23 protein-coding genes are annotated in these 26,155 nt (G+C 61.0%); 11 read left to right on the forward strand and 12 right to left on the reverse strand.

Annotated features, from left to right (window positions below):
* The first annotated feature begins 119 nt into the window (after window positions 1-119).
* Window positions 120-1,046, forward strand: coding sequence for a LysR family transcriptional regulator (locus TRM7557_RS04875; protein ID WP_058289094.1), 927 nt, complete (start codon window positions 120-122; stop codon window positions 1,044-1,046).
* A 297-nt stretch (window positions 1,047-1,343) separates the two neighbouring features.
* Entirely contained in the window at window positions 1,344-2,132 is a 789-nt protein-coding gene (locus TRM7557_RS04880) for an SDR family NAD(P)-dependent oxidoreductase (protein WP_058289095.1), read from the forward strand.
* Window positions 2,133-2,777: 645 nt separating this feature from the next.
* Here the strand turns inward: TRM7557_RS04880 and TRM7557_RS04885 are convergent.
* A complete protein-coding gene (locus TRM7557_RS04885) occupies window positions 2,778-3,686 on the reverse strand; it encodes a DMT family transporter (RefSeq protein ID WP_058289096.1) in 909 nt (302 codons plus the stop codon).
* A gap of 108 nt (window positions 3,687-3,794) precedes the next feature.
* On the opposite strand from TRM7557_RS04885, the gene TRM7557_RS04890 reads away from it, so the two are divergent.
* Window positions 3,795-4,253, forward strand: coding sequence for an Lrp/AsnC family transcriptional regulator (locus TRM7557_RS04890; protein WP_058289097.1), 459 nt, complete (start codon window positions 3,795-3,797; stop codon window positions 4,251-4,253).
* Here TRM7557_RS04890 and TRM7557_RS04895 read toward each other — a convergent pair.
* The 3 genes from TRM7557_RS04895 to TRM7557_RS04905 are packed head-to-tail and all read right to left on the reverse strand — an operon-like array spanning window position 4,208 to window position 7,191.
* Window positions 4,208-4,990: a maleate cis-trans isomerase family protein gene (locus tag TRM7557_RS04895; protein WP_074942093.1), complete on the reverse strand. Its 783-nt coding sequence runs from the start codon at window positions 4,988-4,990 to the stop codon at window positions 4,208-4,210. The genes TRM7557_RS04890 and TRM7557_RS04895 overlap by 46 nt on opposite strands.
* A gap of 10 nt (window positions 4,991-5,000) precedes the next feature.
* Window positions 5,001-6,161 (reverse strand): M24 family metallopeptidase, encoded by a 1,161-nt coding sequence (locus TRM7557_RS04900; protein ID WP_058289098.1) that lies wholly within the window; start codon window positions 6,159-6,161, stop codon window positions 5,001-5,003.
* Window positions 6,154-7,191 (reverse strand): pyridoxal-phosphate dependent enzyme, encoded by a 1,038-nt coding sequence (locus TRM7557_RS04905; protein WP_058289099.1) that lies wholly within the window; start codon window positions 7,189-7,191, stop codon window positions 6,154-6,156. The genes TRM7557_RS04900 and TRM7557_RS04905 overlap by 8 nt, the downstream gene beginning before the upstream one ends.
* A gap of 172 nt (window positions 7,192-7,363) precedes the next feature.
* Here TRM7557_RS04905 and TRM7557_RS04910 point away from each other — a divergent pair, with 172 nt between their 5' ends.
* From TRM7557_RS04910 to TRM7557_RS04925, 4 genes are all read left to right on the forward strand, one after another.
* Window positions 7,364-7,825 (forward strand): Lrp/AsnC family transcriptional regulator, encoded by a 462-nt coding sequence (locus tag TRM7557_RS04910; protein ID WP_058289100.1) that lies wholly within the window; start codon window positions 7,364-7,366, stop codon window positions 7,823-7,825.
* Between the two features lie 155 nt (window positions 7,826-7,980).
* On the forward strand, window positions 7,981-8,949 hold the full coding sequence (locus TRM7557_RS04915; protein WP_058289101.1) for an ABC transporter substrate-binding protein: 969 nt from the start codon (window positions 7,981-7,983) through the stop codon (window positions 8,947-8,949).
* Window positions 8,949-10,652: an ABC transporter permease gene (locus TRM7557_RS04920; RefSeq protein ID WP_058289102.1), complete on the forward strand. Its 1,704-nt coding sequence runs from the start codon at window positions 8,949-8,951 to the stop codon at window positions 10,650-10,652. The genes TRM7557_RS04915 and TRM7557_RS04920 overlap by 1 nt, the downstream gene beginning before the upstream one ends.
* Entirely contained in the window at window positions 10,640-11,683 is a 1,044-nt protein-coding gene (locus TRM7557_RS04925) for an ABC transporter ATP-binding protein (RefSeq protein ID WP_058289103.1), read from the forward strand. The genes TRM7557_RS04920 and TRM7557_RS04925 overlap by 13 nt, the downstream gene beginning before the upstream one ends.
* Window positions 11,684-11,724: 41 nt before the next feature.
* Here TRM7557_RS04925 and TRM7557_RS04930 read toward each other — a convergent pair whose 3' ends face one another.
* On the reverse strand, window positions 11,725-12,624 hold the full coding sequence (locus TRM7557_RS04930; protein ID WP_058289104.1) for a LysR family transcriptional regulator: 900 nt from the start codon (window positions 12,622-12,624) through the stop codon (window positions 11,725-11,727).
* 114 nt (window positions 12,625-12,738) lie between these two features.
* On the opposite strand from TRM7557_RS04930, the gene TRM7557_RS04935 reads away from it, so the two are divergent.
* Both TRM7557_RS04935 and TRM7557_RS04940 read left to right on the forward strand, forming a co-directional pair.
* Window positions 12,739-13,359 (forward strand): glutathione S-transferase family protein, encoded by a 621-nt coding sequence (locus TRM7557_RS04935; protein WP_058289105.1) that lies wholly within the window; start codon window positions 12,739-12,741, stop codon window positions 13,357-13,359.
* A 66-nt stretch (window positions 13,360-13,425) separates the two neighbouring features.
* Window positions 13,426-15,048: an FAD-binding oxidoreductase gene (locus TRM7557_RS04940; RefSeq protein ID WP_058289106.1), complete on the forward strand. Its 1,623-nt coding sequence runs from the start codon at window positions 13,426-13,428 to the stop codon at window positions 15,046-15,048.
* An 18-nt stretch (window positions 15,049-15,066) separates the two neighbouring features.
* On the opposite strand, the gene TRM7557_RS04945 is transcribed toward TRM7557_RS04940, so the two are convergent.
* The 7 genes from TRM7557_RS04945 to urtA all read right to left on the reverse strand — a co-directional run bounded on the left by TRM7557_RS04945 (window position 15,067) and on the right by urtA (window position 21,702).
* The gene (locus TRM7557_RS04945) at window positions 15,067-15,390 is read right to left on the reverse strand and encodes an FmdB family zinc ribbon protein (RefSeq protein ID WP_058289107.1); all 324 of its coding nucleotides are present in this window, start codon (window positions 15,388-15,390) and stop codon (window positions 15,067-15,069) included.
* Between the two features lie 53 nt (window positions 15,391-15,443).
* Window positions 15,444-16,724: a formamidase gene (gene fmdA / locus TRM7557_RS04950; protein ID WP_058289108.1), complete on the reverse strand. Its 1,281-nt coding sequence runs from the start codon at window positions 16,722-16,724 to the stop codon at window positions 15,444-15,446.
* 38 nt (window positions 16,725-16,762) lie between these two features.
* A complete protein-coding gene (urtE, locus tag TRM7557_RS04955; protein ID WP_058289109.1) occupies window positions 16,763-17,452 on the reverse strand; it encodes an urea ABC transporter ATP-binding subunit UrtE in 690 nt (229 codons plus the stop codon).
* A gap of 14 nt (window positions 17,453-17,466) precedes the next feature.
* Entirely contained in the window at window positions 17,467-18,207 is a 741-nt protein-coding gene (urtD, locus tag TRM7557_RS04960; RefSeq protein WP_058289147.1) for an urea ABC transporter ATP-binding protein UrtD, read from the reverse strand.
* 16 nt (window positions 18,208-18,223) lie between these two features.
* On the reverse strand, window positions 18,224-19,345 hold the full coding sequence (gene urtC / locus TRM7557_RS04965; RefSeq protein WP_058289110.1) for an urea ABC transporter permease subunit UrtC: 1,122 nt from the start codon (window positions 19,343-19,345) through the stop codon (window positions 18,224-18,226).
* A gap of 12 nt (window positions 19,346-19,357) precedes the next feature.
* Entirely contained in the window at window positions 19,358-20,284 is a 927-nt protein-coding gene (gene urtB / locus TRM7557_RS04970) for an urea ABC transporter permease subunit UrtB (RefSeq protein WP_058289111.1), read from the reverse strand.
* Window positions 20,285-20,421: 137 nt separating this feature from the next.
* Window positions 20,422-21,702 carry an urea ABC transporter substrate-binding protein gene (urtA, locus tag TRM7557_RS04975; RefSeq protein WP_058289112.1) on the reverse strand — a complete coding sequence of 427 codons (1,281 nt, stop codon included), beginning with the start codon at window positions 21,700-21,702 and terminating at the stop codon, window positions 20,422-20,424.
* 183 nt (window positions 21,703-21,885) lie between these two features.
* Here urtA and TRM7557_RS04985 point away from each other — a divergent pair, with 183 nt between their 5' ends.
* Both TRM7557_RS04985 and TRM7557_RS04990 read left to right on the forward strand, forming a co-directional pair.
* Complete coding sequence (locus tag TRM7557_RS04985; protein ID WP_058289114.1) at window positions 21,886-25,221, forward strand: hybrid sensor histidine kinase/response regulator; 3,336 nt, start codon at window positions 21,886-21,888, stop codon at window positions 25,219-25,221.
* Window positions 25,208-26,116 carry a response regulator transcription factor gene (locus TRM7557_RS04990; RefSeq protein WP_058289115.1) on the forward strand — a complete coding sequence of 303 codons (909 nt, stop codon included), beginning with the start codon at window positions 25,208-25,210 and terminating at the stop codon, window positions 26,114-26,116. Before TRM7557_RS04985 ends, TRM7557_RS04990 begins: the two co-directional genes overlap by 14 nt.
* The last annotated feature ends 39 nt before the right edge of the window (window positions 26,117-26,155 follow it).

The raw sequence follows: 26,155 nt of genomic DNA on the forward strand, positions 1-26,155 counted from the left end.
GGATCCGGGCATGTTGCGGAACCAGAGGCGCGGGTGAAACACCTGCCAAGGTTCTAGGTTTTTGCTATGGTTCTGCTAAGGTAGGCGTCCCAAAATAGACGAAAAAGACCAAATGTCTGATGGCTGATACAGGAAATTCCTATACCAAACTGGCGCGCAGCGCGGCGGATCTTTGTGCGTTCATGATGGTGTGCCGACATGGGCAGCTGTCGGCAGCAGCGCGAGAGATGAAGCTGTCCCAGCCCAGTCTCAGCCAGCGCATCCGCAATTTGGAAACCGCGCTGGATCAGCAGCTGTTTGAGCGCGGGCCAAAAGGCGTGACGCTGACGCGGGACGGGCAGGCGCTGTATCGCAAACTGCACCGCCCCCTGACCGAGCTGGCCGAACAGTTCTGGGAGGTCTCGAACAGCAAAAGGCCGGACAGGCTGCTAATCGCGGTGGATTTTGCCTTTGCCTATTTCTGGCTGCTGCCCCGGTTGCCGGCCATTCGCGAAAAGCTGGGCGATGTGGATGTCTGTGTTCTGACCTCGCAGGAACCCAGCGTGGATTTGGTCAGCGGCACGGATCTGATTATTCAGATGGGCGAGGCGGGACAGGCCCTCGCGGATGCGACCTGGCTGATCAAGGAAAAGGTCAGCGTTGTCTGTAGCCCTGCGTTCAAGGATCTGCATCCCGAACTTCGCACCCCCGGTGATCTGAAGGACGCCAAGGCGTATTTGCTGCACCTCAACGCGCCGTCGCGGACGACCCATTGGTGCAACTGGGAAGAATGGTTGAACGCTTGGGGGGTGGATACGGCGGGTTTGGGCAAGGGCACGGTCTTCAACAATTACGAAATGATCGTGCAGGCCACGGTCCGGGGGCAGGGCATCGCATTGGGCTGGCAGGGGCTGGTCGATGACCTGATGCGCAGCAATGCGTTGACGGAACTTATGCCGCAAGTGTTCGAGACAGAGCGCGGGTATTATATGTCACACGCAAAGGCGACCCCGTCTCGCAGTGCCATTGAACTGCACAATTGGATCGCCCGCGAAATCGCGCTCTAGACGGCGTCTTTGTTGCCGTCGTGTCCGGGCTTTGTTGCTGAGCCGTCCATCCAATTATACCCCAAACCGGAATTATGTTTCCGTGATTGGAGTGTTTATATCCGTTTTTCAACGCGTATTTTGAGGGCGCACCTCAGGAGAACACGATGCCGGTCACCGCGATTTCATATTGATGCGTACGGCATTGTTGGGCACAGCGCCGTTGATCTGGTCGAAGCCCTCCCCCCTCAGTATTGCCTGCCAGAGCCTCGCGACGCGCACATTGGTTCGGTTTGAACACCAAAGTTAGGAGACGAAATGTCCAAAACAATTCTCATCACCGGATCAACCGATGGTATTGGCCTGCTGACGGCAAAAATGCTGGCGGCCCAAGGCCATAAGGTCCTGTTGCATGGGCGCAGCCAGACCAAACTGGACGCCGCGATCCAAGAGGTCGGAGGCGCAACCGAAGGCTTTATCGCTGATTTTTCAAAACTGGGCGATGTCACAGCCCTGGCGGATGCGCTGCTGGCGCGAGGGGGGCAGATCGACGTTCTGATCAACAATGCCGGGGTGTATAAAACGCCGCAGACCCGCTCCGCAGAGGGGCTGGACCTGCGTTTTGTTGTGAACACGCTGGCGCCTTGGGTACTGACGCAGCGGTTGCTTCCGGTGATCCCTGCGGCGGGCCGGGTCCTCAACCTGTCCTCGGCCGCGCAGGCGCGGGTCGATCTGGAGGCATTGTCGGGGCAGAAAGCTCTGGATGATTTCGAGGCCTATGCCCAAAGCAAGCTGGCCATAACAATTTGGTCGCAAGAGCTGGCCGCAAGCCGTCCCGACGGCCCGGTTGTGATCGCCGTGAATCCGGGGTCGTTGCTGGCGTCCAAAATGGTCAAGGACGGCTTTGGCGTTGCGGGAAACGACCTGCGGATTGGCGCGGATATCCTGTGTCGCCTGTCGCTGGACGAGGACTTTGCCGGCGCCTCTGGCAAGTATTTCGACAATGACGCAGGCCGTTTTGCCGCCCCGCATCCTGCGGCCCAGAATGCAGAACACAGACAGCAGGTGACCGAAGCCATTGATCGGATTGCGAAGTCGCTGGTGTAAGGCCCGGGGATTGGGACTCAAGCGGTCATTCAGGCTGCCTCAGCGGGGCGCGGGTATCCTGCGTCCCGAGTGCGTTTTGGGGGATTGGCGGATCAGGACTAGCCCGCGGCCAAAGACGGGCATGTGATCCTCCGACGTGCCGCGACGCCGTAGGTTGGTGTAATAATATAACATAATCTCTATTAGGGTGCATTCGGACGTGTCCCTCCAACCGGAAAAAACGACAAAACCTGTCCTGACTTTTTTGCGATACCGTGACAGTATCGGTCCCGTTCTTCTGACGGTGGCCGTTAGGGTGGGCACATGCTCTTGCTTGGTTGGAATGTTTTGATGCGTGACACTAACCGGAGACATAATTCTGGCGCGGCCGCCCCCGGTGACGCGCGATTGGTTATGCCGGGCAAGTTTCGCGACCTTTCCCGCCGCCCTCTGTCGTTGCGACGTGCGTATGAGCACAGTTTTCTTGTCAAAGACCTGCCACGCATTGCGCGGATGCGAAATTCGATGGCGGTGCTGGATGCGCAGCGGATTTCTGAGCTTCACGGGCCGCCCGCATTTCGAGGTGTCGTAACCGCAGCCGTTTGGCGCGCACCTCTGTAGGGGCAACGCGACAGGGTGTGGCTGATGTCAGGTCCGGTTGAACGGCTAGGTCCGGTTGAACAGAATGACGCCGGTGCAGATGACTGCAATCGCCAAGAGCATCAGCGCGGGCAGCGTTTCATGCAGGATGAACACCGCCATAAGCGCGGTCAGAACTGGGGTCAGCGCCCCAATGGTGGCGCAGGTCGCAGGGCCCAGACGGGTGACCGCAAAGGCATAGGTCAGGCTGGCGATGACCCCAGCGCCCAGCCCTTGTGTCAGGAAGAATGGCATCGCGTCGTCAAGACCGTAGCTGCCCCATTGCAGGGTCAGGGTGCCGGTTGCAAGCAACGCAACCATGATCAGGAAAGAACTCAACGCGATCAGAAGCGCACAGCCCACCGGGTCCAGACCAGAGCGGGCCGCCGCCACAGAATAGGACGACCAGAACAGGCTGCCGCACAGCAGCAGTGCAATCCCGCGCCAATCAGGAAGCTGCCCTTGGGCGACCACCAGAAGACAGGCTCCCGCAATGATCACCGCCAAGGCACCCTGCCCCGATCGCGTAGGTGTCTCACCGGTCAGCCGCCACAGGATCAGGGCCACAAAGATCGGCAGGGTGCCGGGGATCAGCGCGCCCAGATGCGCCGCAGAGGTCAGGCCCGCGCCATGGGCGGCCAGCGCAAAAAACGGAATGCCCGCGCCAATGCTGATGATCATGCAAGGGCCCAAACCCGCCTTGCGGAACATCTGGATCCGCGCGGGCAGGAACGGCAAAAAGACCAGCAAAGGGACAAGGGTGCGGATCACCGCAACATCTGCAAACCCCAAGGCAGAACCATTGGTTGCCCGCGCGCTGAGCGCAAAGCTGGCCCAGATCAGCACGGTCACCCCCATTGCAAGGAAGCCGGGAAGCAAATGCAGCCGCTGGCTGCTTGGCTCAAGGCCAAGGGGGATGTCGGGGGAATGTGCCATTGTCGTCTCCAGAGTGCTGGGGGCACTATGCACAGTGGCGCGTGCGGGGAATTGCGTTCTGACGCTCTGAACTGGATAATATTGGCAGAATCTGCCAATAGGGGCGCCATGGATAGCAAAGACTTTCAAATCATTCGGGAATTGCAGAAGGACGGGCGGCTGAGCAATCAGGAGCTGTCCGAGCGGGTGAACCTGTCGCCCTCCCCCTGTTTGCGCCGGGTTCGCAATCTGGAAAAAGAGGGTGTGATCCGCGGCTATGCGGCGATTGTCGACGAGCCGAGCCTTGGCCTGTCGGTGACCGCCTTTGTGCGGGTCACGCTGGAGCGTCACACCGAAGAGACCACCCGCGAATTTGAAGACAGCATTCGGCGGATCGACGAGATCCTGGACTGCTATGTGATGACGGGGGGCTCGGATTATCTGCTTCGGGTCATTGCGCCCGACCTGCAAAGCTATGAGAGGTTTGTGCGCGAGCGCCTGCATAAGGTAAAGGCCATTGCCTCGATCGACACCGGTTTTGCCTATGGGGTTGTCAAACGCTCGACCCTGTTGCCGTATCCGGTCTGAGGGACAGGCGCGGTCCACAGCCGCCCGGCTCCGGTTGTGTTTTCGGTCAATCCGGTCAGCTGCGCCATGTGCCAGCACAGGGTTTGGTTGGAGCTGAGCACAGGCAGGTTCAGCGCGTCTTCCAGCGCGGGAATGACGCCAAAGGTGCGCAGGTTGGTGCAGGACAGAAAGAGCCCATCAATATCGCCGCCCTGCGCCAGATGCGTGGCGGCTTTGATCAAGGACTGGGGCGAAATGCGGGCCACGCGGGCTTCTTGGTCTTCGCCAAACGACAGGCTGCGGGCCACGGTCAACCCGTGGTCTTCAAAGGCCTGCCTCAGTGGCGTCGCGACCGAGGGAATATAAGGCGTCAGCAAACCCAGACGTTGGATTTTCAGCGTTTTCAGCGCCGCCAATGTTGCGGTCAGCGGATCAGTAATATGGCCCGCGGGGAGGGTTCTGGTTATCAGCGCCTCGACCTTTTTTGCGCCGATCATCATTGCCCCTGATGTGCAGCCATAGGCGATGGCTGCGTAGCTCGGGGCCTTGGGCAGCAGGTCGACGGCAGCGGGGAGGGTTGCGGCCATGGCGTGCAGGGTGTCCGGGTTCAGCTCGGCCCGCGATGGAACCCGGCTGATGTGCAGGCGGGCGACGTCCGGGGCAAAGACCCGGCGCAGGTCCTCTTCGAGCGTTTCGTCGTTTTCCAGAACCAGCACGCCAAGGCGGGGTTGCGGGCTTTCCGACAGATGGCAGTCCATTTGGTCCAAGTCAGATCTCCGGCAGGTCTTTGGGGGCGCGCGGCGACAGAAGCTCTGGCCCCCGTTGGGTCAGCAGAATGTTTTCCTCGTGGACCATCCCCACCCCGCCAGCGCCAAAAATACCGGGTTCAAGGGTCAGCACCATGCCGTCGCGCAGAACCGTCTGATCCTGCGGCGTGAAGGAGGGCCATTCGGTCAGCGCCACACCCAAGCCGTGGCCCAAGCGGCCCTGTGCCGGGGCGAAACCTTCGCGGGTGATCACGTCGGCCATCAGCCGATGCGCGTCCGCGGCGCGCATGTCGGGGCGCAGGGTCTGCAGCGCGTGTTCGGTCGCGTGCCACAGGGTCCTATGCATATGTTTGGCGGTGTCATTGGCGGGGCCGATTGAATAATTGCGGTCGAAATCGCAAAAATACCCATCCCGCACCGCGCCGGTGTCCAGCATGAGGATATCACCGGGTTGCAGCGGCGTCTGGCGTGCCGGGGAAATCACATCGCCGTAGCCGCCGGGCCCGGCCCCGCCGGCCACATAGCTGACCCAATCCGCCCCTTCCTGCAGCAAGGCGATCTGAAAGGCGCGAAACACTGCGTCCAGCCCCTGCCCTGCGCGGGCAAAGTCTGGCACCCGGTCAAAGGCGCGGGCGGCAATGGCGCAGCTGGCGCGAATTTTGGCAACTTCAGCGGCGGATTTGATCTCGCGGACGCGTTGGACTGTGTGGGTGGCATCGGCCATGTGGCGTGCGCCAATCTGGTGCGAAAGTTCAGCATAGTCCGCCAAAGGCATCCGCAGATGGGTCTCTGGCCCCATGGGAACGCCAATCCGGCTGTGCTGCGGAGACAGCGCGGTGATTGTGTCGGCGAGCAGGCTGATGCCGTCATCATAGGGGTTGGGCGCGGTCCAGGTGCGGATGTCGGTCATCCAGGTGCGGCCCATAAGATCCGCGCCGATGGATGGGATCACTGCCACCGGGTCCCCTTTGGCGGGGATCACCACAAACCACGGGCGCGCGGGGCTTTCCCAGAACCGGGTCAGAAACCCCGTGACATAGAAGATGTCGGCGGGTGTGGTCAGCAAAAGGACGGCCAGCCCGTCCTCTTCCATCTGGATCTGCAATTGGTGCAACCGGGTCTGATATTCAGCCCGGGGAAAGATCAGCGACTGCTCAGCCATCTGTGGGCCCTTCGCTGAGGATTGCCAGCACTGTGGCCTCTGGGCCCAGTTCCAACCCGGCCAGCAGGGCGGCCAGCCCCGCGCCGCCCGACGCCGAGGTCCTGAGGCCACAGGCGGCAAGCGTCGCAATGCCCGCGGCCGCTTCGGCGTCCGAGAGGGTGACGAACTGGTCTGCATCCCGTGCAAGACCATTGAGCGCAATCAGCGACGGTGTTTTGCAATCCAGCCGCCCCATCGTGGACACCGGCCCTGTGGTGTCGACCACATGGCCTGCGCGGATGCTGTCGATCAGGGCAGGCGCGGCTTCGGGTTCGACCACGATGATCTGGGTTTCGGGCCAGGTGGCCCGGAACAATGCCGCCGCTGCCCCGGCCAAGCCGCCCACCCCGGCCTGCAGCAGAATATGGCTGGGCGGCGCCGGGATTTGGCTGGTGACCTCGGCAGCGAGCGCCAGATAGCCCTCCATCACGCGATAGGGCAGATCAATGTAGCCGGGCCAGGAACTGTCTGACAGCAGGGTCCAGCCATGGGTCTCGGCCGCCGTGGCGGCGGCGACCATGCTGGCCTCGTAATCCGGGCCTTCGACCACGACCTCTGCCCCTTTGGCACGCAGCCGGTCGGCAAACCCGTCGGGCACGGTTTCGGCGAGGTAAATGATCGCCCGTGCGCCAAAGAGGGCCGCGCCGGCGGCGACAGAAAGCCCGTGATTGCCGGCGCTGGCGGTAACAAAGACGCGATCCCGTAGCGCATGGGGCAGATCCCCTCCTGCTGCGACGGCCTCGCGGGCAATGGCATAGGTCGCGCCGAGCGCCTTGAAACTGCCAAGCCCCATGCGGCTGCGCTCATCTTTGATCCAGACCTCTGCGACCTCTGCGGCCTGAGCGACATCGCGGGCCTCCAGCAGCGGGGTCGCGGCATAGGCCGGGCAGCGGCGCAGAAGATCCAGCACGGGCTGGGCATCATGGGCGGGCACCGGGGCATCGCACCCAATTCCTGTGCCGCGCCAGGGGTTGGTCATAAGGTGTGGCATCGCGGGTTCCCTGTCTGTTGCGGCCAAGGTAACAGCGATCCCCAGTGTATTGCGGGACAATTCAGGGGCCATTGGTCCGAAATTCGGCGCAGGCATGCGATCCGGGGCGGAAATCCGGGCGTTTGCGAGGGCTTGGCTTTCCCTAGGGCCGAATTTCCGACAGGCTGGGCCCATGGACAGATTCGACGCGCTGATTTTAAACGCCCTTCAGGACAATGCCCGGCTCACCGCAGAGGCGCTGTCGACGACGGTTGGCCTGTCGCCGGATGCCTGTCGCAAGCGGCTGGCAAAACTGCGCGCCTCTGGGATTATTGAGGCCGAAATCGCCGTATTAGACCCGAAATCCGTGGATCGCGGGCTGTTGCTGATTGTTGAGGTGTCGCTCCAGAAAGAGCGCCTGAGCGATATTGATGCCTTCAAAGCCCGGATGCGGGCCGCGCCCGAGGTCATGCAGTGTTATTATGTGACGGGGGATGCGGATTTTGTCCTGATCCTGTCGGCCGCGGATATGACCGATTACGAGGCCTTCACGCGGCGCCATTTCTTTGGCGACGACAATGTGCTGAAGTTTCGCAGCAGCGCGGTGATGGACCGGGTGAAGGCCGGGTTCGCCCTGCCGGTAGCGCCGCGCTGACCCCAGCAAAACAGGCGTTGCAGGGCAGTTTTCAACCAAAACATGTTCTGCAACATAAATCTGCAATCGTTTTCACACATAGAATTTGCAAAGCGCGGCAATAACAGCTCCATCGCGATCTTTCGCTCGCAATTTCATGTCACTGGAGATCTGTTATGAAGTCCTTTCTGACTGCCGCCGCCCTGGCCTGTGTTGCCACGGCCAGCTTTGCCGACACCCTGACCGTCTATACGTCGCAGCCCAATGCGGATGCGCAGCGCACGGTTGACGCCTTTATGGCCGCCAATCCGGGCACCGACGTCGAATGGGTGCGCGATGGCACCACCAAGCTGATGGCGCGTCTGCGGGCCGAGATCGAGGCCGGCAGCCCCCAGCCGGATGTTCTGCTGATTGCCGACACGGTGACGCTGGAAGGCATGGCGCAGGAGGGTCTGCTGACCGCCTATCAATCGCCAGAAGCCGCCGCCTATGACCCAGCGCTGTACAGTGCGGATGGCTATTACCATTCGACCAAGCTGATCACGACGGGCATCGTCTACAACACCGGCGTAGAGACCGCGCCTGTCTCATGGGCCGATCTGAAAGATGCGGCGCTGAAAGGTCAGATCGCCATGCCGTCGCCGCTCTACTCTGGTGCGGCGCTGATCCATCTGGCGACCCTGACCGGCGACAAGGATCTGGGCTGGGATTATTATAACCAGCTGGCCAGCAATGATGCCCGGGCCAAAGGCGGCAATGGCGGCACCTTCAAAGCCGTGGCCGCGGGCGAGAAGCCCTATGGCATGGTTGTGGATTTCCTTGCCATCCGCAACAAGGCGCAGGGGTCACCGGTTGAATTTGTCTTCCCCGAAGAAGGCGTGTCTTATGTGACCGAACCGGTGGCGATCCTGTCCACCGCCAAAAACCTTGAGGCGGCACAGAGCTTTGTTGATTTTGTGCTGAGCCAGCAAGGCCAGGATCTGGTGCTGGAAATGGGCTATATCCCCGCACGCAATGGCATGGGTGTGCCCGAAGGGTTTCCTGCGCGTGAAGACATCAAGCTGATGGCCTTTGACCCGGCTGTGGCGCTTCAGAATGCGGAAGCCAACAAAGCCAAATTCGCCGAGATCTTCGGGGCCGAGTAATGCAATCCGGCATAAGATTTGGCGGCAGCCGGTCCGAGGACCGGCTGCTTGCGTGTGTTCTGTTGATTGCCATCGCAGTGACGCTGACCCCGGTCCTGCGGCTGTTTGTCGAAGGCATCACGGTGGGGGATCAGCTGAGCCTGGGCCGGATCACGGATGTTCTGTCGAAACCTTCGACCCACAGCGCATTGCGGCACTCGCTGTTCACCGCTGGGCTGGGCACTCTGGTTTCGCTGGTGATCGGCGGTGGCTTTGCTTTTCTGGTGGCGTTGACGGATCTGCGCGGCAAGGGGGCGCTGGTGTTCTGTCTGATGATCCCGATGATGATCCCGCCACAGATCACCGCCCTGTCGTGGACCCAGATTATGGGGCCCTCTTCGGTGCTGCTCCGGACGCTGGGGATGGCGCCGCCATTGGGCGCGCCGCAGCCGCTTTATTCTGCGGGTGGGATTATTCTGCTTTTGGGGGTGCAGCATACATCGATTGTGTTTCTGACCCTGCGCGCCAATCTGCGGGCGATCCCGCAGGACGTGGTCGAAGCTGCGCGGATCAGTGGCGTGCGCGGCTTGCGCCTGTGGTGGCAGATTGTTTTGCCGCTGTGTCTGCCCGGGCTGATGGCGGGCATCGCGATCACCTTTGTCACCGCGCTGGGGAATTTTGGCATTCCGGCGATGCTGGGCATTCCGGCGGGCTATTCGACGTTGCCGACCCTGATCTATCAAAAGCTTGCCGGGCTGGGGCCTGCGGTTCTGGGTGAGGTTGCGGTGCTGGCGATGCTGATTGGCGCGGTGGCCATTCTGGGCATTGTGCTGCAACGGATCTGTCAAGCGCGCCAGGTGGTGCATCTGGTGGGGGCTGTGTCCCGGCCGCTGGAAATACCGCTGGGGCGGTTGCGTCTGCCGGTCGAGGTCGGGCTGTGGCTGACGGTGACGGCCATTTTGGTGCTGCCCTTGCTGGGGCTATTGGCGACCTCTTTGGTGCCTGCTTATGGCGTTCCGCTGCGGCCTGATACGGTCACGCTAGCCTCCTGGCAGGAGGCGCTGTTTCGCCAGCCGATGACGGCGCGGGCGTTTCAGAACTCTTTCCTGTTGTCGATTGGGGCGGCGGCTGTGCTGATGGCCATTTGCGTGCCGTTGGCTTGGTTGATGGACCGGCATCCCACGCGATTGGCGCGGCTGTTCGACAGTCTGGTGGACCTGCCTTACGCGCTGCCCGGTGTCGTGCTGGCGATTGCCATGATCCTGCTGCTGATCAAGCTGCCCTTCACCGAGGCGACGCTCTATGGGACGATCTGGATTATCTTTTTGGCCTATCTCGCGCGGTTTCTCGCGGTGATGTTCCGGCCCATTCAAGCCAGCCTCCGGCAGCTGGACCCGGCCATGAACGAGGCCGCGCAGTCGGTCGGGGCGACCCTGTTCCAGCGGGTGCGAACGATCATCCTGCCACTGTCTGCCCCCTCTGCCGCCGCGGGTGCGATCCTTGTGTTTCTGACCGCGTTTAACGAGCTGACCGTGTCGGCGTTGCTGTGGTCCTCCGGGACCGAGACGCTGGGCGTGGTGATTTTCAACCTTGATGACAGCGGTGAAACGGTCATGGCTTCGGCTTTGGCGATGTCCATTGTGCTGGTGGTTGTTGCGCTGATGGCGGCTGTGCAGCTGTCCGCCCGCCGCCTGCCGAAAGGAGTTGTCCCATGGCAGACCTGAGCCTCAGTTCGGTTGAAAAACACTTTGGTGGCACCCCTGCCCTGCGGTCGATCACCACCCGGATCACGGATGGTGAATTTGTCGCCCTGCTGGGTCCCTCGGGCTGCGGTAAATCCACGTTGTTGCGGTTGCTGGCCGGGTTTGAAACGCCGACGCGCGGTGCGATTTCCATCGGCGCACAAGAGGTCGCAAATGCGGCGACGGGCCAATCTGTGCCGCCCGAAGCGCGCAATATTGGTTTTGTCTTTCAATCCTATGCGCTGTGGCCGCATATGACGGTCTGGCGCAATGTGTCCTATCCGCTCGAGGTGCGGGGCCTGTCAAAGCAAGCGCGCGCGGAACAGACCGCCCGCGCGCTGGAGGCGACAGGCCTGACCGGGTTTGAGGCGCGGATGCCTTCGGATTTGTCCGGCGGGCAGCGCCAGCGCGTGGCCCTTGCACGTTGTCTTGTATCGGACCCGCAAGCGGTGCTGTTGGACGAACCGCTGGCCAACCTCGATGTGGCGCTGCGGGCGGCCATGCAAGAGGTTTTTTTGGATTTTCACGCCCGAACTCAGGCAACCATGATCTATGTCACCCATGATCAGGCCGAGGCCATGGCCATGGCGGATCGCATTGCGGTGATGGATCAGGGTCAGATTGCCCAGTTCGACACCCCGCAAGCGCTCTACGCCCGTCCCCGCAGCCGGTTTGTGGCCGGGTTTGTTGGCGAAGGCACCGTGTTGCCGCTGGATGGCGTGCGGCAGGACAAGGACGGGCTGGTTGCGCAGCTCAACGGTGCGTCGTTTGCGGTGGCGGCGGACACCGCACAGCCTGACCACATCTGTCTGCGGCCGGAAAACATCGTCCTTGCGGAAACCGGCGACCTGCGCTGCGTGGTGCAGCGCTGCACCTATCTGGGGGGGCGGTATCGGCTGACCCTGTTGGGACCGCACGGAGAGCAACTGGTCGCAGAAAGCCGGTCGGCCTTCAAAACGGGCGCGCAGCTGGGGGTGTCCCTGCGCATGCCTTGGGCGTTTAAAGAGACCTGATCCCGAGGGATGCCTTTGCAGGCTCAGGCTCAGGCTCAGATTCAGGCGCCCGCGTCGCAGATCTGCGGATCCTTGGCGAGGTGGTCAATCAGGGCCCGCACCCGCGTTGATAGCCGCCGGTTCTGGGGGAAGAGGGCGGCGACAACATAGGGGGCGACGCGGTGTTTGGGGAACAGTTCGATCAGATCCCCCGACCGCAGCATCTCGGCCACGGTATAGGCCGGGCAGCGGGCAATCGCCACGCCGGCCGCCGCAAGCTGTGCAGCGGCGGCGGGGGCATTTGCGGTCAGCCGCCCTGTCACCGGCACCGCGATGGTTTCGCCCATCATGTCAAAGCGCCACATGGTGGTGTCGCTCTGGCTGCCATGGCGCACGCATTCATGCGTTGTCAGCGCGCTGGGATGCGTGGGTCGCCCTGCCCGATCGAGATACGCAGGCGAGGCGCAGACAATCAGCGGCATCGGTCCAAGCTGGCGGATCATGAGCGAACTGTCCCGCATCGGGCCGATCCGCACCGCAAGGTCCAGCCCTTCTTCAATGATCGACACCCGCCGGTCAGACAGCTGCAGGTCGATTTCTATTTCAGGGTGGTCTGCGGCAAAGGTCGCGAGGGACGGCGCAAGCCGCAGGGCACCAAACCCGGTGGGCGCGGAAATTCGGATGACCCCACGCAGCGAGGATTGGGTGTTTTTGACCGCCTCTTCCAATTCGTCAAACCCATCCAAAAGCGGTTCACACATGGCAAGATAGGTTGCCCCGGCTTCGGTCAGGGACACGCTGCGGGTGGTGCGATAAAGAAGCTGAACGCCCAGATCCTCTTCCAGATCAGCCACATATTTGCTGACCAGCCGCGCGGATCGCCCCAGCCGCTGCGCGGCCTGGGTGAAAGAGGTGTTCTTGGCCACCAGCGCAAACGCGCGCATCCGGTCGATCTTGTCCATGCTGATTGCGCCCCCTTAGGGCCTAATGTTTCCCAAAAGGTGGCAATTATCGCGCGCCACTGCAAGGCGTATCTGTGTCCCAGCACGAAACTTGAACATGACAGGAGCAAACAGATGTCCAACGCAGTCCGCCTTTATGACTTCCCCAAATCCGGCCACGCCCATCGCGTGACCGTTTTTGCAAAGCTTGCAGGCATTGCCCATGAAACCGTCTTTGTCGATCTGGCGGCGGGTGAACATAAGACCCCGACGTTTTTGGAAATGAACCCCAACGGGCAGGTGCCGGTCTTGGAAGATGGCGATGTTTTTGTGTCCGATTCCAACGCGATCCTTGTCTATCTGACCCGGAAATACGCGCCCGACTGGATGCCCGGCGACGCCGTGGGCGAGGCCGAGGTGCAGCGCTGGCTGACCCTGGCGGCGGGTGAAATCGCCTTTGGCACCGCAGCGGCGCGGTTGATCACCGTCTTTGGCGCGGATCGCGATGCCGCGTTTGCGGCCGCAACCGGGGCCAAAGCGCTGGAGAAACTGGAGCGCGGCCTGGAAGGCAGCGACTGGCTGGTGGGCACCCGCCCCACGATCGCCGATGTTGCCGCCTATTCCTATACCGCCCATGCGCCAGAGGGGAACATCTCGCTTGATCCCTACCCGAATGTGCGGGCCTGGATTGCGCGGTTTGAAGCGCTGGATGGGTTTGAACCCATGCCTGCCACCAAGGTCGGCCTTTCGGCCTAAACGCGCATCCGGAGCCGCGGTTGCGCGGCTCCGGGTTCTTGTTTCACCGGTATGAGGATCAAAACGATGCTGGACAAAGACACCCCGTTTCATCCGGGCGAGCTGGCCGCGCAGGCGCGGGCTGGGGCCGGAGACATCGCCCTGCGCGCGGCCCCGTTTATTCGCGACTTTATGCCGGACCAGCATCGCACCTTTTATGAGGCACAGCCGTTCTTTGTGGCAGCGGCCAGCGACGACGAGGGCCGCGTGTGGACGACGATTGTTGAGGGCCCGGATGGGTTTGTCCAGTCGCCCGACACGCGAACCCTGGAGGTGCAGACCCAGATGGACGCCAGTGATCCGCTGGCAGCGCCGCTGCAGTCGGGCACCGATATTGGCCTCATTGGGATTGAGCTTGCCACCCGGCGCCGCAATCGTCTGAGCGGCCGCACGCGGCGCAGTGAAACGGGGTTTGTCATCGACATCCGCCAGAGCTTTGGCAACTGTCCGCAGTATATCAGCGAACGAAACTGGCGGCGCGTGGACCGCACCCAACCGGCAGACGCGCGGCACGCGCAGGCCCTTGACCCGGAGCAGGTCGCCCGGATCGCGGCGGCGGATACGATGTTCATCGGATCCGGTCAGCGCCGCCGGGAAGAGGCGGCCTCGAACGGGTTTGATGCCTCGCATCGGGGCGGCGCGCCGGGCTTTGTGCGCGTGCTGAGCCCCACGCGCCTGCGCATCCCCGATTACGCGGGCAATAATTTCTTCAATACGATTGGCAACCTGATGGAGGATCCGCGCATAGGACTGCTGTTTGTGGATTTTACAACCGGCGGGCTGCTGCACCTGAGCGGGCGGGCGACGATCGATTGGACGCCGGACGCAGCGGACGACAGCGCAGCGCTGCGGGTGATCGAGGTCGCGGTGGAGGCGGTGATCGACCGCCCCATGGCCCTGTCGCTGCGATGGGATAGCGCTGCGGACGCGGCCCAGAAATTTGTGGTCACCAATAAGGTCAAAGAGGCAGAGGACATCACATCCTTCGTCCTGACCCCGGCGGATGGGCGCGGGCCGGCGCCGTTTGCAGCCGGGCAGCATTTGCCGGTCATTCTGGATGTTCCGGGGCAGGCCAATAAGGTGCAGCGGAGCTATTCGCTGTCAGGTCCCCCCGCAGCCCCCACCTACAGGATCACGGTCAAACGCGATCCCAATGGCATCGCGTCGCGTTTTTTGCACGATACAATCGAGGTCGGGGATGTGATTACTGCCAACCCACCCGCCGGGGATTTTGGACTGCCCAGTGGCGACGGTCCTTTGGTTCTGGTCAGCGCCGGTGTGGGCCTCACCCCGCTGCTGGCGATGCTGCATCACGTTGCGGCGTCAGGGCGCAACCGAAAGGTCTGGTTTATGCATGGGGCGCGAAACGGACGCCATCATGCCTTGCAGCACGAGGTGGCGCGTCTGGTTGCCGCAGCCCCGCAAGTCCAGGCGCGCCTGTTTTACTCTGCGCCAGACGCCGCAGACCGGACCCGCAATCTATTCGATGCCGAGGGCCGCATCACCGCGCGGGATCTTCTGGCGCTGAAGGCGGGCCCCAAGGCGCAATTTGTGCTGTGTGGCCCATCCGGGTTCGTCGCAGATCTGCAATCGGGCCTTGAGGCAGGCGGGGTGCCAGCTGGCCAGATCCAGTTTGAAACCTTTGGCTAAGCGCCGGGGCCGATGGCGTCAGTGCGACAGCATCCATGGCCGTTTATTGGCAAAGCTTTTGGCCCCGTCCGCGCTTTTGGTTTCGCGGCGGCGGGTGATTTTCTGACCTTTCATCCGAGGGTCCACATCGCGGCTGAATTTGGGACTATGGGAGGCGCGTTCGTTCACGGAATGCGCGGACCGGCGACCGCTGTCCAACCGTGACAGCTGTGGGGCGGCGACGGTGATGCGCGGGCTGGCGGTGCCACAGATCGGGCAGCCACAGGGCGCGTCCGAGGTCGCCATGCGCCCCATGGATTGGAACGGGCCACAGTCGGGGCAGGAATATTCATAAATCGGCATTTCTGATCCTTCTTGAAAAAAGGCGGCACCGGAAAGGCGCCGCCAGAGCGGACTCACAAATCGGGAGCCACAGGAACATTCACAGAGCCATCAAGGAACTTGGTCGGACCATCCGCACCCGGCATCATGTCAAATTCAAAGATGTCGGTCGGCAGCCAGAGCGTTGCACAGGCGTTGGGATAATCGACAATGCCTGACACGTGACCCTGCACCGGCGCGGTGCCCAAGATCGCCAGCGCCTGTTCGCGCGAATAGCCGAATTTGGTCATATATTCGATCGCGTTCAGACAAGCTTGGCGGTAGGCTTCGGTCATGTCGACGTAATGCTGGTTGTCATCCTCATCGACGGAGATGCCTTCAAAGATCAGGTAGTCGTCGTATTTCGGCGTGATCGGGGAGGGTTTGAACATCGGGTTTTTGACCCCATATTTCGCAATCCCGTCCTTGATGATGCTGACCTTGACGTGCAGCCAGCTGGCCATCTCGATCCCACCGCAGAAGGTAATTTCGCCATCGCCCTGGCTGAAGTGGGTGTCGCCCATCGAAAGACCACCACCTTCGACATAGACCGGGAAGTAACAGACCGATCCACGGCTCAGGTCTTTGATGTCGCAGTTGCCGCCGTTCTCGCGCGGCGGCAGGGTGCGGGCCGCTTCGGCTGCGGCGGCTGCGCGGGCGTCCCCGGTCATCTTGCCCATATGGGCGGCCTGCGTATTGGGCAGCTCTGCCAACGCAGGCACGCGGGTTGGGTTGGTGTCAAACAGCGCCTTTTCGCGGGTGTTCCAGGCATCCAGCATTTTGCGGTCGGGCAGCGTGCCAATCAGACCGGGGTGGATCAGGCCGGCATAGCGCACACCGGGGACGTGACGCGAGGTGGTGAACATGCCCTGGAAATCCCAGATGGATTTCTGCGCCGTGGGGAATTGTTCCTGCAGGAAGCCGCCACCGTTGTTCTTGGAGAACACACCGTTGAAGCCCCATTGGCTGCGGTTGAGCGGCCCGACGTCCAGCAGTTCCACCACCAGAAGGTCGCCCGGCTGCGCGCCGCGCACCCCGATGGGGCCGGACAGATAATGCACCTGCGGCAGTTCCACATCGCGCACATCAGAGGCATCGTCATTGTTGGAGATCTGGCTGCCGGTCCAGTCATAGGCCTCGACGATGAAGTCATCGCCCGGATCCACCCATTCCACCATCGGGATATCCGGGTGCCAGCGGTTGTGGATTTTCTCGTTGGTGTGCGGGCTTTCGTCCAGGTTTACCCGGATCAGCGTGTCGGCGGAATAGGTCGCCTCGGGGGCGGGATCCGCAGGGGTGTGAAGCGTATCTGGCATGGAAATATCCTCCTTGTTGGTTTGCTTCTTGATCGGAATTAGACGGATAGGAATTTGGAGACCTTGGCCTCGTCGATGCCGTCGCGGGGGCTGTCGTGGACGAATTCTCCGTTCTCGATGACCATCACCCGGTCGGCCACATCGAGCGCGAAGCTCAGCACCTGTTCAGAGACCACAATCGACAGCCCCTTCTGGTCGCGGATCTTGCGCAGGGTCCGGGCCATTTCGCGGATGATCGAGGGCTGGATGCCTTCAGTGGGTTCATCCAGCAGCAGCACCTTGGGGTTCGAGGCCAAAGCCCGTGCGATTGCCAGCTGCTGTTGCTGCCCGCCCGACAGGTTGCCGCCGCGGCGGTTTTTCATTTCCAAGAGCACGGGGAACAGCTCGTAAATGTCGTCGGGCACTTTGGACTGGCCCGTCACGGTCAGGCCGGTTTCCACGTTCTCCTGCACCGTCATGGCGGAAAAGATCATCCGCCCCTGCGGCACATAGGCGATGCCCCCGGCGACCCTTTGGTGCGATTTCATCCCCGTGACCGGGGTGTCGCCCACCCTCACCGCGCCGGATTTTTCCGGCACAATGCCCATCAGGGTTTTCATCAGGGTGGTTTTGCCCATCCCGTTGCGGCCCATGATCGCGACGATCTCGCCGGGTTTCACATCGAGGTTAAGCCCATGCAGCACCTCGGATTCCCCATAGGCTGCGCGCAGTTCTGATACGTTCAACATCGTTGGCGCCCTCCTTAATGGCCCAGGTAAACTTCGATGACTTTGGGATCGTTCTGCACCCGCTCCATGGAGCCTTCGGACAGGGTTTTGCCCTGATGCAGAACGGTGACGCGGGTGGCGATGTCTTCGACAAAACCCATGTCGTGTTCGATCACGATGACGCTGCGGTCTTTGATGATCCGGTTCAGCAGCTCGGCGGTTTTCTTGCGTTCGGCCACCGACATGCCGGCCACGGGTTCATCCAGCATCAGAAGTTCGGGGTCCTGGATCAGCAGCATCCCGATCTCGAGCCATTGTTTCTGCCCATGGCTGAGGTAGGCGGCTTTTTCCTCCAGCATCCCATCGAGAAAGATCGTCGCGGCGATCTCTTTGATGCGGGATTTGACGGCCTCATCGCGTTTGAAGGTCAGCGCGCCAAAGACGCCGTGGCCTTTGGGATAGCTGAGCTCGAGGTTTTCAAAGACGGTGAGGTCCTCATAGACGGATGGGGTCTGGAACTTGCGGCCGACGCCCGCGTGGACGATCTGGTCCTCGCGCATCTCGAGCAGTTCCTGACCTTTGAATTTGACCGACCCATCGGTGGCTTTGGTGCGGCCGCAGATCAGATCCAGCACCGTGGTTTTGCCCGCCCCATTGGGGCCAATGATCACGCGGCATTCATTGGGTTCGACATAAAAGCTGAGGTCATTTACGGCCTTGAAGCCGTCGAAACTGACGGTCAGCCCTTCGACCCGCAGAAGGAATTTATCGTTCATTTTGTTCATGATGTCCTCACTCCGCCGGGGCGCCCTGCCCTGTGGCAGGATTGGTGTTTTTGGAGATCAGCTTGGTCAGACGCGGCGCGATCTGTTCGGACCAGATGCCTGCCAGCCCGTTCGGAAACAGCATCACCACAGCGATGAACAGCCCGCCCAGACCCAGAAGCCACAGCTCGGGGAAGCTTTCGGAAAAGGTGGTTTTGGCCCAGTTCACCACCAGTGCGCCATAGACTGCGCCAAGGATCGACAGGCGCCCACCCACGGCGCAGAAAATCACCATTTCAATCGAAGGCACGATGCCCACCAGCGTTGGCGACATGAAGCCCACCTGCAGGGTGAACATGGCACCGCCAATGCCCGCAAAAGCCGCGCCGAGGCAGAAGATGAAGATCTTGAAGCTGGCGACGTCATAGCCGGAGAACCGCACCCGGTCTTCCTGGTCGCGCATGGCGATCAGCAGGCGGCCCAGCTTGGATTTGCGCACAAACTGCGCCGCAAACAGGACCGCAAACAGCAGCACGCCATTGACGTAATAAAGGATCTCCTTGGCCTCATCGGTGCGGATGTCCCAACCCCAGAGCGTGCGCAGATCGGTGATCCCGTTGACGCCGCCGGTGAACCCCTGCTGGCCAATGATCAGGATCGTCAGGATCGCGGCAAAAGCCTGCGTGATGATCGCGAAATAGACCCCGCCGACCCGGCGTTTGAACATGGCCACGCCAATGACAAAGGCAAAGACCACGGGCACCATCACCACCGCAAGGATCGTGAACGGCAGGCTGTAGAAGGGCTCCCACCACCATGGTAGCGCGGTCAGCTGGTTCCAGTCCATGAAGTCGGGAATGCCCGGCGTGGATTGAATTGCGGTGTTCTCGGGCGTGGAGGCCTCAAGCTTCAGGAACATCGCCATGCAATAGCCGCCAAGCCCGAAGAACACCCCCTGACCGAGGCTGAGGATTCCTCCCGCTCCCCAGCACAGCGCCAGGCCAACGGCCACGAAGGCATAGGTCAGGTATTTGCCAAAGAGGTTCAGACGAAAGCTGTCCAGAACCGCCGGCAGAAGAAGAAAGATCACCACAGCGAGGACGGCAAAGCCAATAATGTCAGCGCGTGGGAAAAGCGTATTGGTTTTCATGAAAACGTCTCCTTATTTGCGCAGCTTCAAGGCAAAGAGCCCCTGCGGGCGCAGCATCAGGATGCCGACCACGGTCAGCAGGGTCAGAACCTTGGCCATGGAACCAGAGAGGAAGAACTCCATGATCGACTGGGCCTGGCTGATCGAAAATGCGCTGGCAATTGTGCCCAGAAGGCTCGCCGCGCCGCCAAAGACGACCACAAGGAAGGTGTCGACAATATAGAGCTGCCCTGCCGTCGGCCCGGTGGAGCCGATCATGGTGAAGGCAGAACCCGCAACACCCGCAACCCCGCAGCCGATGCCAAAGGTCAGCCGGTCGGTCCATTCGGTGTTGATGCCCACAGCGCCCGCCATCACCCGGTTCTGGTTGATCGCCCGAACCTGCTTGCCCCAGCCCGAGCGGAACATCATCACATAGACCGCAACCGAAATGCCAACCGCCAGCACCATCACAAAGATGCCGTTTATGGGCACCTCGATCAGATCGGTGAGCGGCAGCGACCCCATCATCCAGTCGGGGATGGTCACACCCACTTCGCGGGCGCCAAAAATGGAGCGGTAGAGCTGCTGCAAAATCAGGCTGAGCCCCCAGGTGGCCAGCAGCGTATCCAGCGGGCGTTTGTACAGATGCCGGATCATCGCCCATTCAATGAACAATCCAAGCCCGCCCGAGACGACAAAGGCCAAGCCCATGGCAATAAAGAAATAAATGCCGAAGATCCCCGGCAGGAAGGCAGCAAAGAAATTGGACACCAGATAGGTGACATAGGCGCCGAGGATCATGAACTCCCCGTGGGCCATGTTGATGACGCCCATCTGGCCGAAGATAATGGCCAGCCCCAGCGCCATTAGCACAAAGACGGAAAAGAGGATCAGGCCGGCGAAGCCTTGCATGGCGAAAATCGCGCCAAGCTCGGACATGGAATAGTCAGCAAACATGCAGCACACCCCGCGTGGAAGAAATTTGGGAAGGGAGGGCAAAGGGGGGCGGCCCGGCGCGCAACAAGCCAAGCCGCCCAAGTGGGCCTGAACAGGTCAGGTCCAACAGGGATTTTGCCCGAGGGAGGGGTCGGGGTTTACTGGTAGCCTTCCGGGAAGGGATCCGGTTCCACCAGCTCTGCGGTCTCGTAAACCACATCATACTGCCCGTCCGCCTTGGCCAGACCGACGCGGGTCTTGGACCAGAGGTGGTGGTTGTCGTGCACTTTGACATAGCCTTCGGGCGCGGTGCCCAGCTCAATGCCCGGCGTTGCCGCGCGGACCTTGTCGACGTCAAAGCTGCCTGCTTTTTCCACGGCGGCTTTCCACAGCCACGGACCCAGATAGGCCGCCTGTGTCACATCACCAATGACCATGTCATCGCCCCACATCTCTTTGAAGGATTTGACGAATTCCATGTTGTTTTCATTGGTCAGCGACTGGAAGTACTTCATGCAGGCATAGGCACCTTCGATGTTTTCACCACCGATGCCGCGGATCTCGTCCTCGGTCACGGAAATGGTCAGAACAATCGGATCTTCCTTGGTCATGTCGATGCCAGCAGCTTTCAGCTGCTTGTAGAAGGCCACGTTCGACCCGCCCACAACGATGGCATAGATCACATCCGGTTTCTTCAGGCGGATCTTGTTGATGACAGAGTTGAACTGGGTGTGACCCAGCGGATAGTATTCTTCGCCCACAACCTTCGCGCCGAGGAAGTTTTCGATGTGCTTGCGGGCGATTTTGTTCGAGGTACGCGGCCAGATGTAGTCCGAGCCCAAAAGGTAGAAGGTCTTCGCGCCCTTGGTTTCGCTGACCCAGTCGAGGCCCGCGATGATCTGTTGGGTCGCTTCCTGACCGGTGTAGATCACGTTCGGGGACTGTTCGAGCCCTTCATAGAAGGTCGGGTAGTAAAGGAAGCCGTTATACTGTTCGAACACCGGCAGAACTGCCTTGCGGCTGGCCGAGGTCCAGCAGCCCATCACGGATGCAACCTTGTCATTGACCAGGAGCTTCTTGGCTTTCTCCGCAAAGGTCGGCCAGTCGGAGGCACCGTCTTCCTGAATGTATTCGATCTTGCGCCCCAGAATGCCGCCCTGGGCGTTGATCTGGTCGATCGCCAGTTTCTCGGCCTGAACCGAGCCGGTCTCGGAAATGGCCATGGTGCCGGTGATCGAATGCAGGATGCCGATGGTCACCGTATCATCGGTGACAGCCAGACCTGTGGTGTTGACCTCGGCGGTCGGATAATCGGCCGCCATCAGGTTCTTGGGCATGAAAAGCGATGCCGTCAGGGCCGTACCACCGGCCAGAACGGCACGGCGATTCATACCGGTGCTTTGGCTTTGATTTGGTTTTTTGGAGCTTTCGTCAGTCATGTCGCCTCCTTGTCAGCGCTCAGGATTTGGGCGATTCTGCGCCGCCCGCTGAGAAAGAGGATCACTGGGAATGCTGCATCGCAGTATACGTCAAATGACGTATAGGGCTGCGCATTTTGCGCATTATGCTGGATCGGGCAAAGCAAGGACTGCGCAAAAGCGGTCAGGCTGAGGGGGATCCGCATGAACGCCGCACTTCGGGCCACACGCGAAAAACGCATTTACAACCGGTGGGTTGCAAATGAAACCATGGAGGATTTCGCGTTGCGCTTCACCGCGCATCGGGCGCGGAAGTGGAGCTTTGGACGCGTGGCCAACACCGCCATTGGCTCCATCTCCTTCCTCGCGCTCGAAGCAATTGGTGGCACGCTGACGCTGACCTATGGGTTCGATATTGCGGTGGCAGCAATCATGCTGGTGGGCGCGCTTCTGTTTCTGACCGGATTGCCGATTTCTTATTATGCGGCGCGCTATGGGCTTGATATTGATCTGCTGACGCGCGGGGCGGGCTTTGGCTATCTGGGCTCCACCATCACCTCGCTGATCTATGCGACGTTTACGTTTATCTTCTTCGCACTTGAGGCCGCGATCCTCGCGCTGGCGCTGGAGTTCTGCCTCGGCGTGCCGTTGTTCATTGGCTATGTGGGCAGTTCGCTCATTGTGATCCCACTGGTGCTGCACGGGTTTTCCAAGATCTCGGCCTTTCATACATGGACGCAGCCGCTGTGGGTGTTTCTGCATGTGCTGCCTTTTGTCCTGCTGGCGCTGGTGGGCTATGACACCGACCTTTGGACGGAATACCCCGGCCTGTCAGAGCCCGATGCCCGCTCCAAACTGCTGATGCTGGGTGCGGCGTCTGGCGTGGTGTTTTCGCTGGTGGCACAGATCGGCGAGCAGGTGGATTTCCTGCGGTTCCTGCCAGAGCCGAAAACCACGGCAGAGCGGCGAAAATGGTGGCTGACAGTGCTGGCCTCTGGTCCCGGCTGGTCGATCCTTGGAGTGGTGAAAATGCTGGCCGGGTCTTATCTGGCGGTCTTTGCGGTGCAGCAGGGCATCCCCACATCCGAGGCCGGGGACCCGACGCGGATGTATTTTGCGGCCTTTGATTTTGTGCTGGGCAATCCGGCGCTGGTGATCGTGCTGACGGGGTCCTTTGTGGTGCTGTCGCAGCTGAAGATCAATGTGACCAATGCCTATGCCGGGTCGATTGCCTGGTCGAATTTCTTTTCGCGCCTGACCCGCACCCATCCGGGCCGGGTGGTCTGGCTGGTGTTCAACGTGGCCATTGCGCTGATGCTGATGGAATTGGGCGTGTTCAAAGGGCTGGAGCAGGTTTTGGGCCTGTATTCCCATGTGGCGGTGGCCTGGATCGGGGCGCTGGTGGCGGATCTGGTGGTGAACAAACCCCTGGGCCTCAGCCCCAAGGGGATCGAGTTCCGCCGCGCCTTTCTGTATGACATCAATCCGGTTGGCCTTGGGTCGATGGCGCTGGCCTGTGTGGCGTCGCTGGCCTGCTATGCCGGTGTCTTTGGCGAGATTGCGCAGGCGTTCAGTTCTTTTGTTGCCCTGCTCACCGCCTTTGTCTCAGCGCCGCTGATCGCCTTTGCCACCGGTGGCCGCTTCTATCTGGTGCGCCATGACCGGGATATGGAAGTGTCAAACGGCCAGCATGATTGCGGGGTTTGTGAGTACACCTTTGACCATGAAGACATGGTCCACTGCCCTTTTCACGACGCGCCGATCTGTTCGCTGTGCTGTATGCTGGATGCCAGCTGTCATGACGCCTGCCGCACCGAGGGCACGCTCGAGGCCAATCTGACCCGGCTCGCCCATGCGCTGTTGCCTCAGACCCTGGCGCGGGCGGTGCATTCGCGGTTGTTTCGGTTCTTTGCCACAACGGTGGTGCTGTCCAGCGCCTTTGCGCTGTTGTTGGTGGTGATCCGCAATATGGAGGGCGCCGCGAATTTCGAGGCCGGGCTGATGATCATCTTCTGCACGGTGGTCATTGTGATCGGGATCAGCGTCTGGATGTTTATCCTGACCGGCGAAAGCCAACGCAATGCCCGTGCCGAGGCCGAACGCCAGACGGAACGCGCGATCAAGGAAATCCGCGCCCATGAACGCACTGACCGCGCTTTGCAGGCGGCGAAAGAAAAGGCCGAGGCCGCCAATCTGGCCAAGACCCGCTATATGTCCGGGCTGAGCCACGAGCTGCGCACGCCGCTCAACGCGATCTATGGTTTTGCGCAACTTCTGGAAAAAGACCCGGACCTGAAGAACTGGAACCACCCGATTGGCAGCATCCGCCGGTCAAGTGAACATCTGGCGGGGCTGATCGAGGGGCTTCTGGACATTTCGCGCATTGAAGCCGGCCGGATCGAGATCATGCGGGACCGTATTAACCTGCCCGCTTTCCTGAGCCAGATTGCCTCGATCTTTGAGGCAGAGGCCGCGCGCAAGGGGCTGACCTTTACCATGCAGACCCATGGGCGTTTGCCGAATTTCATCGCCTGTGATGAAAAGCGCCTGCGCCAGATCATTATCAACCTTCTGTCCAATGCGATCCGGTATACGCAGGCGGGCACGGTCACCTTTGACCTGACCTATCGCAATGAGGTTGCAATAATTTCGGTCACCGACACCGGCTGTGGCATTCCGCCGGCGGACATTGAGCGGATCTGGCGCCCGTTCGAGCGGGGCTCTTCCCATACGGTGCCGGGGTCCGGTCTGGGGCTGACGATCACGCGGCTGCTGGTGGAAATCCTGGGCGGCGACATTGAAGTCGACAGCACGCCGGGCAAGGGCAGCACGTTCAGCATCCGCCTGATGCTGCCAACCCTGACCCAAAGCGTGATCGCCGATCAGGACGTGGGCCAAAGCACCGCCTTCACCGGCTACAAGGGCCAGCGCAAGACAATCATGGTGGTGGATGACGACATCAACCACCTGTCGCTGGCCGATCATTTCCTCAGCGGGCTTGGCTTTGTTGTGGTGGCGGTTTCAACTGTGGATGCGGCCGAGCTGATCCTGACCGATGCCTCGCCGGACATTCTGCTGCTGGACATTGATATGCCCGAACGCGATGGCTGGTCCTTTGCCCGATCGCTGCGGGCGGGGCCTGCGCGCAATATGCCAATTGTGATGATTTCCGGCCATGCCAAAGACGAAGCGCGCCCGCGCAGCGAACCTGTCCTGCATGATGCCTTTATCGCCAAACCCTATAATCTGGACGAACTGCTGTTGCAGATCGCGGAACTGCTGAAAATCACCCTTACGGCCGATGTGCCCGACCCTGCAGAAGACGCGGCAGCGGGTCATCTTTTGCCAGACGATATTGGTCTTTTGCTGGAATTTGCAGACATCGGCCATGCGGCTGGGCTGCGGGACAAGCTTGACGAGTTGGAACAATCCGGGCGCTGCCCCGAAACCTTGATGACCGGCCTCAAAGCGCGGCTGGATGTGTTTGACATCGAAGGGATCATGCAGCTCTTACAGGAGACACGACATGAGCTATCCTGAAACGGCAATTGAACACTCCAACCGCTCCATTGCTCTGGTGGTAGACGACAACCCGGAATCCTTGGGTATGGTGTCGGCAGCCTTAGAGAACGAAGGCATGACGGTTCTGGTCGCCCGCGATGGGGCCTCTGCAATCCGGCTGGCCCACCGGGTGCAGCCAGACGTGATCCTGATGGACGCGATCATGCCCGAAATGGACGGGTTTGAGACCTGCCAGACGCTGAAGTTTGGGGCCAACCCCGTGGCGGCGCCGATCATCTTTATGACCGGGCTTTCTGATCAGGAACATATTGTCCGCGGCCTCCGGGCAGGCGGTGTGGACTATGTCACCAAACCTGTGGTTCTGGAAGAGCTTCTGGCCCGGATTGGCACCCATATTGCAAACGCCAAACTGATCCTCAGCGCGCGCGAGGCGGCGGCGTCTTTTGGCGGGTCGGTTCTGGCACTGGACAGCGAGGGGCAGGTGTTATGGGGGGCGAGCAAGGCGCTTGGCTGGCTGGAAAGCGAACGCGCCAATACGCGGGCTCCTTTGGTGTCTGCCTGGCTGCAACGCAATCTGACCCAAACCGCACCACCCCCGCTGGAGATCGGCCCCTTTCGGCTGAGCTTCGTGTGCCTGTCGGGCGCGCAGGAATTTCTGGTCCGCCTGTCACATGTCAGCGGCATCGCCAAAGAAGAGATCCTGAGCAAACGGTTCGAGCTGACCTACCGCGAGGCGGAAATCCTCTATTGGCTGACCTTGGGCAAAACCAACAAAGACATCAGCGTGATCCTTGAACTGAGTGCGCGGACGGTGAACAAACACCTTGAACAGGTGTTCCAAAAGCTCGGCGTCGACAACCGCACCGCGGCCGCCGTCTTGGCCGACCGCACCTTGCAGCAGCGCGCGGACTAGGCGCAGGACAGAGGCGTCTTGAGGATACAGCTGGACCTT

It is taken from the genome of Tritonibacter multivorans, from assembly GCF_001458415.1.
In the GTDB taxonomy this organism is placed as follows: Bacteria; Pseudomonadota; Alphaproteobacteria; order Rhodobacterales; family Rhodobacteraceae; genus Epibacterium; species Epibacterium multivorans.